General features: G+C 69.0%; 6 protein-coding genes. 1 reads left to right on the top strand and 5 read right to left on the bottom strand.

The window, feature by feature from the left end; genetic code table 11:
• Nucleotides 1-44 precede the first annotated feature (44 nt).
• The gene (locus tag BUB20358_RS24460) at nt 45-2,192 is read right to left on the bottom strand and encodes a site-specific recombinase (protein WP_035973026.1); all 2,148 of its coding nucleotides are present in this window, start codon (nt 2,190-2,192) and stop codon (nt 45-47) included.
• 8 nt (nt 2,193-2,200) lie between these two features.
• On the opposite strand from BUB20358_RS24460, the gene BUB20358_RS24455 reads away from it, so the two are divergent.
• Entirely contained in the window at nt 2,201-2,431 is a 231-nt protein-coding gene (locus BUB20358_RS24455) for a hypothetical protein (protein WP_123806797.1), read from the top strand.
• Between the two features lie 268 nt (nt 2,432-2,699).
• Here BUB20358_RS24455 and BUB20358_RS24450 read toward each other — a convergent pair whose 3' ends face one another.
• The 4 genes from BUB20358_RS24450 to BUB20358_RS24435 are packed head-to-tail and all read right to left on the bottom strand — an operon-like array spanning nt 2,700 to nt 6,346.
• Nucleotides 2,700-3,446: a PqiC family protein gene (locus tag BUB20358_RS24450; protein WP_006765138.1), complete on the bottom strand. Its 747-nt coding sequence runs from the start codon at nt 3,444-3,446 to the stop codon at nt 2,700-2,702.
• On the bottom strand, nt 3,443-5,062 hold the full coding sequence (locus tag BUB20358_RS24445) for a PqiB family protein (RefSeq protein WP_006765137.1): 1,620 nt from the start codon (nt 5,060-5,062) through the stop codon (nt 3,443-3,445). The genes BUB20358_RS24450 and BUB20358_RS24445 overlap by 4 nt, the downstream gene beginning before the upstream one ends.
• Nucleotides 5,055-5,684, bottom strand: a complete 630-nt coding sequence (locus tag BUB20358_RS24440) for a paraquat-inducible protein A (protein WP_006765136.1) — start codon at nt 5,682-5,684, stop codon at nt 5,055-5,057. The genes BUB20358_RS24445 and BUB20358_RS24440 overlap by 8 nt, the downstream gene beginning before the upstream one ends.
• Complete coding sequence (locus BUB20358_RS24435; RefSeq protein ID WP_006765135.1) at nt 5,681-6,346, bottom strand: paraquat-inducible protein A; 666 nt, start codon at nt 6,344-6,346, stop codon at nt 5,681-5,683. The genes BUB20358_RS24440 and BUB20358_RS24435 overlap by 4 nt, the downstream gene beginning before the upstream one ends.
• Nucleotides 6,347-6,573: the final 227 nt, after the last annotated feature.

Genomic DNA, 6,573 nt, shown 5'->3' with positions numbered 1-6,573 from the left:
GTGTGCCGCTTCGCTTGCGGTCCCGCCGCCGTGCGCCCGGCCGGTCAGTGCGAGCCCGGCTGCCCGCCGCGCGCCGCGTCGCCGCCGGCCGGCCAGAACAGCGCGGACGGCTTCGACAGCACCGTCCGGACGATGGCGGCCACCAGCGCGCGAACCTTGGTGCGCCGCAGGCTGCGCGAGCGCACGGCCATCGTGAACGCGAGCGCGAAGCTGACGAGCACGTTCAGCACCGCCATGCTCAGCACGCCGGCGCCCGCCCACCACAGCTCGGGCGTGCTCAGCGCGTCCTTGCCGAGCACGCCGAGCGCGACGCCGATCGACCCGGCCGACAGCGTCACGTGCCGCACCTCGAACGGGAACAGGAACACGGTGACGATCGCCGGAATCAGGCCGAGCATCATCCCGAGCCCGACGTTCGCGACGACGCCCGCGACGTTCGACCGGCAGAAGTGCGCGAACTTCGCGGCGCCCGATGCGCCGAGCGTGAGGCGCAGCCGGCGGTTGTACATCAGCGCGTCGCGGACCCGGTGCAGCACGAACCAGTTGTCGGCCCAGCCGGCGAGCAGGCTCGACGCCCACAGCAGCACGCCGGTGAGCGCCGCATAGAACGGCGTCGGCCCGAGCAGCGAGAACGACTGCAGCGTCGCGTGCGCCTTCTGCGGCGAGATCAGGCTCGCATGCAGCACGCCGCCCGCGAACAGCTGCACGAGCAGGCACACGGGCAGCACGACGAGCACGTTGCCGGAAATCGCCGCCGCCTGCGTGCGGATCAGCGCGATCACCGACGACACGAACGCGTCGACGCCTTCGTCGTGGCCGGTGTCGTCGAGCTCGCGCGCGAGCGTCGGCGCGGTCATCGCGGGCTGCTTGGTCGCGAGCGTGAAATGCAGGAAGTGCATCAGCATGAAGCTCGCCGCGTAGTTCACGCCGGCGAGCAGCCCTTCGAGCATCGACTGCAGATGCGCGCCGGTGATCGCGAACTTCACGCATACGGTCGCGACCGTCACGAGGCCGCCGCCCGCGGCCATCCGCAGCATCTTCAGGTATTCGGCGCGGCCGCGCGAGATGTAGTGCTCGCCGGTGTCCGCGTTGGTCTCGACGAGCTTGCGCGCGAACAGCGAGAAGTTGCTGCGCACGAGATGCGACACGCTCTGGCTGTTCTGATTCGCGTCGACGAGCCGCGCGGTCAGGTGCGCCATTCCGCGCAGATCGTCGCGGGTCATCCACGCGTTGAGCAGCATTTCGGCGCGCGCGATGCGCATGCGCATCCGTTCGACCTGGAACACGATGTCGACCGACACGCCGTTGCGGTACAGATGCGCGAATACATCGTCGACGGCGATCCGGCATTCGTCGAGCAGCATCCGCAAGTAGTTGACCTCGTGCAGCAGCTTGCTCGGATCGCCGCCTTCTTCGACGGCCGCATGCGTGCTTTCGACCGCGAGCATCGCGCGCGTAAGCCGGTAGAACGGCTGCGCTTCGAGCGGCTTGCGTGCATCGTCGTCGGACAGGCGGCTGCGCACCGTCTGCGACAGGCCGGTCGAGCTGATCTGGCAGGTCAGGTTGTGCAGCGCGGCCAGCAGGTCGCGCGAGAACGAGCCGGGCTCGTGGCGTTCTTCATCGGTGACGTCGAACGACAGCAGCTCGGCAATGCGCGCGAGCAGATCGTCGGGCAGCGCGTCGATCCATTGCGCGTCGTCCGGCGTCGGAAACATCAGCGTGAACAGCGCGGTCAGCTCGCGCCGGTTCGGCGCCGGCGGGATCAGCGACGAGTCGATCCGCTCGAACAGCGCGCCGAAGAAGCCGGCATGCACCGGCATGCCGGCGTCGCACAGCAGCGAGATTCCGTCGCACTCGCGCAGCACGCTGCGCGCGATGCGTGCGGCATGCGATTTCCAGCCGGGATTGCGGTCGAGCACGTGGAACAGATAGCGCAGCCGCGCGTGCGTGCGATACACGCGTGCGTCGGCATCGACATCGCGACCGGCCGATGCGTGCTGCGCTTGCTGCGCGTCCGGCGCGGCCTGCACGCTGCCGTTGCGGCGCAGCCAGTGCGCGAGCTCGATCAGCCATTCGCTGCGCTCGGCGTACGACGCGTCGGCATCGGCATGCGCGAGCAGCGCATCGAGCTGGTGGCCCGCATGGCGCGACGCGCGCCACTTCTTGATCAAGGTCGTCAGGGAACGAAACATAAAACGGAATGGCGAAAGCCCTGCGCGGGCGGGTTCGGGGTGCCGGCCGCCCACGCGGCACGGTGCGGGAAAGGATCGGTGACGTCGAACGGGTCGCCGGCACGCTGCGCGGCAACGCGCGCTGCGGATGCGCCGACGCGGTGCATGTGAAAAAGCGCGCGGAGCGCCGCCGGTTCTCGCGCACGATGCGTGGCGCGCAGTGTCGGCGGAACGTGCGTAGGATCGTCAATCGGCCATGAAAAGGCAAGCCGACCGCGTCGCATGGCGTCGGTTCCGGCGGGCTTTGACAAAGAATGCAAAGTCGCCGTTCGGCCGATGCCGCCGACGCGATGCGGGTTCGGACACAGCTGGCGCGATGGGCGCGCGTGCCGGGCGCTGTCGCGCCGGCGCCTGCCGTCGGCGCCCGATTGCCGGCGTGGATGCCGGCGCGGATGCCGGAGCGGACGAAGCCGCGCGCGCTGCGGACGGATTGGCCGCTCGCGCGCGGGCTCGGCCATGTGACGACGACTACGCGCCGGACTTGCCCGTTGCGCCCGCGTCGTCGCCCGGTGCGGGATTGGGCGGGCACGGAATGACCGGCGCGACGGCCGTCTTGCCGGCGGCCGACGTGGCAGACGTGGCCGATGCGGCAGACGTCGCCGCGGTGCCGCGCCGCGCGGCGAGCGCGCGCACGCCGGCCGCCGCCTGCGACGCGATGACTTCGAGCGCGCGCCGGTGACCGGCGACGAGCGCGTCGTAGCCGCCGGACACGGGTTCGGCCACGCTCGTGCGGCACGTCATCACGGCCTGCGAGCCGACCGCGCGCACGCTCCACACCGCATCGATCGCCGCGCGCTTGCCGGGCCACGACTCGAAGCGCTGCACGTTCATGCTGATCCGATACACGGGCACGCCGGGCGGCGTCGCGGCATTCGCGACGTCGATCGTGCCGAGCCGCGCGGCGAGGTCGTCGGAGAACGCGCGGCGGATTTCGTCGGCGGGCGGCGACGCCCAGCGCTCCTGTTCGAGCACGTCGACCTGCGCGGCGCTCTTTTGCACGACGAGCTGGTTCTTCGCGACCTGCTCGGGCACGTCGACGGACGGCACCTCGATCAGAAACGGCGGATTGGCGGGCGTCGTGCGCACGGCCGCCGACGCGTCGGCGCGGCTCAGCGTGTAGAAGCGCGCCGGCGGCGAGCTGCACGCGGCGAGCGCGAGCGCGGCGAAGGCCGCCGCCGCGGCGCGCGCGAAATCGTTCACGCGTGTCGTCGTCATGGTTGATCTCCTGGCTTGCCCTTGAGCAGCGATTCGGGATGGCGCTCCAGATAGTCGGCGAGCGCGTTCAGCGACTGCAGCGTGCGGGTGAGTTCCTTCAGCGCGCCGCGCACGTCGGACTGCAGCGGCGAGTCCTGCTGCAGCGTCGCTTCGGCGGTCGAGAAGGTCTGCTTCGCGGCCGACAGCGTGTCGCGCGCTTCCGGTGCGACCTGCGTGTCGAGCTGCTTGAACAGCTTGTCGGCGTTCGCGAGCGCGCTGTTCAGGTTCGCGCCGATCTGGTCGAACGGCACCTTGTCGAGCTTCTTCGCGATGTCGGCGACCTGCAGCTGCAGCTCGTCGAGCGTGTTCGGCACGGTCGGCAGCTCGAGCGGCTGATGCGCGGTGTCGACCTTCGCGGGCGGCGCCTTCGGGAAGAAGTCGAGCGCGACATACAGCTGGCTCGTCAGCAGGTTGCCGGTGCGCAGCTGGCCGCGCAGCCCGTGCTCGACGAGCCGCTCGACGATCTCGCGGCGCGCCGCTTCGCCCTGGCTCTCGATCGTCTCGCGGAAGCGCCGGCCGAGCCGCTCCGGATAGACGTTCATCGTCACCGGCATCCGGAAGTTCTTCGTCTTCGGATCGTAGTCGATCCCGATGTTCGTCACTTCGCCGAGGACGATGCCGCGGAAGTCGACCGGCGCGCCGACGCCGAGCCCGCGCAGCGACTGATTGAAGTTCATCACGACCTGCAGCGGCTGGCCGTCCGGATCGCGCATCGCATCGCCTTCGTCGGACGCGAGGCGGAACGTCGTGTTGTTCGGCGCGGTCGCGCCGCTGCCCTGGTTCGGCGGCGTCTGGAACGCGATGCCGCCGAGGATCACGGTCGCGAGCGACTGCGTGTTCAGCTTCAGGCCGCTCGAATCGAGCCGCAGATCGACGCCGCTCGCCTGCCACCAGCGCGTGTTCACACCGACGTACTGGTCGTACGGCGCATTGACGAACACGTTGAACGTGACGCCGGTGCCGTCCTTGTCGAGCGAGAAGCCGACTACCTGGCCGACCTGCACGCGGCGATAGTAGACGGGCGAACCGATGTCGACCGAGCCGAGCGAATCGCCGCGCAGCACGTATTGCGTGCCCTTCTGGTCGCCGGTGACGGGCGGCGGCGTCTCGAGGCCGGTGAAGTCGGTCTGCACGTCCTGGCTGCGACCGGCGTCGACGCCGATGTACGAGCCCGACAGCAGCGTGCCGAGCCCCGACACGCCGGTCGCGCCGATGCGCGGCCGCACGATCCAGAAGCGCGAGCCCTTCACGGCGAAGTCTTCGGCTTCTTTCTTCAGCTGCACCTGGACGAGCACGCGCGACAGATCCTTCGACAGCTTGATCGTCTTGACCATGCCGATCTCGACGTCCTTGTACTTGACCTGCGTCTTGCCTGGCTCGAGCCCTTCGGCGCTGTGGAAGCTGATCGTGATTTCCGGGCCGCGCTCGCGCACGGACTTGATCACGAGGCCGATGCCGATCAGCGCGGCGATCAGCGGCACGAGCCACACGAGCGACGGCAGCCAGCCGCTTTTCGTCGAGATCGTCGGGTCGGGCGGCCGGGACTCGTCGTGCTGCGGGCCTTGCGGACTATTCATGGTGTTTCCCTGAGGTTTCGACTGGATCCCAGATCAGGCGGGGATCGAACTGCATCGACGCGAGCATCGTCAGGATCACGACCGAGCCGAACGCGAGCGCGCCGGGGCCGGCCGTGATGACGGCAAGCGAGCGGAAATGGACGAGCGCGACGGTGAGCGTCACGACGAAGATGTCGAGCATCGACCAGCGGCCGATGCGCTCGACGATCCGGTACAGGCGCGTGCGCTGCAGCGGCCGCCATGCGACGCGCCGCTGCGAGCTGACGACGAGAATCAGCAGCACGCCGAGCTTGAGCATCGGCACGAGAATGCTCGCGACGAACACGACGACCGCGAGCGGCCAGTCGCCCGACATCCAGAAGTAGATGACGCCGCTCATGATCGTGTCTTCCTGCGAGCCGACGATCGACGACGTGCGCATGATCGGCAGCAGGTTCGCCGGGATGTACAGGATCGCGGCCGCGATCAGCAGCGCCCACGTGCGCATCAGGCTGTTCGGCGTACGCAGATGCAGCGCGCTGCCGCAGCGCGCGCAATGCGCGTGCGCATGCTCGATCGTCTGCACGAGGCCGCACGCGTGGCAGCTCGCATAACCGTTGCGGGCGGCGGTCGGCGTCGTCATCGGCGGGAAGCGGCTTGCGCGACCGGCATGTCGTCGGGCCGCACGGGCGAGCGGCCGGCGCGCAGATCGTCGGCGACGTCCCACAGCGTGCGCGGATCGAACATCAGCACGACCGCGAGCATCAGCGTGAGCGCGCCGAACGCGAACAGCGCGGCTTCCGGCACGACGCGCGCGAGGCTCACCATCTTCACGATCGTCACGAGGATGCCGAGCATGAACACTTCGATCATCCCCCACGGCCGCACGAGCTGGATCGCGCGCAGCACGAGGTTGAAGCCGGGCGGCACGACGCCGCGGCGCATCGGCAGCAGCAGATAAAGCAGCGCGGACATCTCGATCAGCGGGAACAGCACCGTCGAGCAGAACACCATCACGCCGACGATCGCCATGTCCTGGTGCCACAGCGCGTCGATCGCGCCGATCAGCGTCGTTTGCACGCGCGTGCCGTTCACGTCCATTTCGAGGATCGGAAACGTCTGCGCGATCACGAACGTGATCAGCGCCGCGAGCGCGAGCGCGCAGATCCGCTCGATCTGCGCGGCACTGTTGCGATACAGCAGCGCGTCGCAGCGCGGACAGCGCGCGACTTCACGACCGCTGAGGCGCGGTTTGTGCAACAGTGCGTCGCATTCGTGACAGGCAATCAGATCGTTTCGTTGCATGGAAGAAGCCGTCGTACGACGGCGGAAACGCGTGACGATGGGGCCGGAACCCGCGCCAATCTTACCAAAACGGGTTTTGCGCAGTGTCAACGCCGGCCCGCTGCGTGACCGGCCGGTAACATGGCGGGAAGCGGGCAGCCGGCTGGCGCGCCTGTCCTCAGAGTCCGCGCGCGTCAAAAGGTTGCGGTAGCATGGCGCCCTTGACAAGCGTCGGACCACTGACCGGC

Source organism: Burkholderia dolosa, assembly GCF_902499135.1.
GTDB lineage: Bacteria > Pseudomonadota > Gammaproteobacteria > Burkholderiales > Burkholderiaceae > Burkholderia > Burkholderia dolosa.
Note: the sequence above shows the minus strand (reverse complement) of the source record. Positions and strands in the feature narration are given on the sequence as shown.